Origin of the sequence: Mesorhizobium sp. M4A.F.Ca.ET.090.04.2.1, from assembly GCF_003999085.1 — a bacterium.
Lineage (GTDB): Bacteria > Pseudomonadota > Alphaproteobacteria > Rhizobiales > Rhizobiaceae > Mesorhizobium.
Window position 1 is genome coordinate 1 of record NZ_RZOT01000915.1, and the last position, 1,037, is coordinate 1,037.

2 protein-coding genes are annotated in these 1,037 nt (G+C 62.2%); one reads left to right on the forward strand and one right to left on the reverse strand.

Going from position 1 to position 1,037, the window contains the following annotated elements; translation table 11 throughout:
* A partial coding sequence (locus EN781_RS33120) for an MFS transporter (protein WP_127400757.1) occupies positions 1–290 on the reverse strand: 290 nt, incomplete at its 3' end.
* 146 nt (positions 291–436) lie between these two features.
* Between EN781_RS33120 and EN781_RS33125 the strand changes: the two genes are divergently transcribed.
* Positions 437–967 (forward strand): TMEM175 family protein, encoded by a 531-nt coding sequence (locus EN781_RS33125; protein ID WP_127400758.1) that lies wholly within the window; start codon positions 437–439, stop codon positions 965–967.
* Positions 968–1,037: the final 70 nt, after the last annotated feature.

A 1,037-nucleotide genomic window follows, 5' to 3' on the forward strand; every position in this document is an offset into this window, starting at 1 on the left:
GCACTGACAAGGGCGGTCGCCATCGCCGCCAGGGCGGCCGGGCGGCGGCCGATGGCATCCGACAGCCGTCCGAACACCAGCAGCGCCGCCAGATTGCCGACGACGTAGACGGCATAGACCAGCGTCAGCGTCATCTGGGAAAAGCCGAAGGCTTGCTTGTAGATGACGTAGAGCGGCGTCAGTACCGTGCTTCCGGCAAACAGCGCCGCGCTCATGGCGGCGACGGCGGTGGTCGCGGCGCCGCCGCCGAATTCATTGTCGCGCGTCATGGCTTGAGCGTAGGTCGTCATCTCGACGTCCTTCTTTTTGGGGAATGCCCGCCTAACGTGCAGATGGTGACGGCCGTTCCGCTCGCCCAATACGCTCCTGACAGGATGGTCAGTATGGCGCCACGCGAAATCCTCTCGTACCCTTCGCCTGTTCAAGGGGAGAATCGATGGGCAAAGGACGGGTCGAAGCATTCACCGATGGCGTCGTCGCCATCATCATCACCATCATGGTGCTGGAGCTGAAGGTGCCGCATGGCGAGGATTTTTCCACCCTCGCGCCGTTGTGGCCGGTCTTCTTCAGCTACGTCCTGTCCTTCATCAATGTCGGCATCTACTGGAACAATCTGCACAACATGTTCCACACCGTGCAGCGCGTCGACGGATATGTCCTGTGGGCGAACCTCAACCTTCTGTTCTGGCTGTCGCTGATGCCGGTGACGACCGCTTTCATGGGCGAGAACCATTTCGCGCCGGTGCCGGTCGCCGTCTACGGCGCCGACCTGGCGCTCTGCGCCGTCGCCTACACGATCCTGGTAACCAAGCTGCGCCACCTGCACGGCGCGGACACGACCTTTGCCAGGGCGGTGGGCCAAGACAGGAAGGGCAAGGTTTCGCTGGCGATCTACATAGCTGGTGTGCTGCTCACCTTCGTCAACCAGTGGATTGGCGTCGCCCGACCTCGCGGCGTCAGTGGCTGAAAAGCTGAAGGCCATGCGGACGTAGCGTCGTCTACTTTTCGATAAGCCTCTCGAAGCGCCTGTCCGGCAC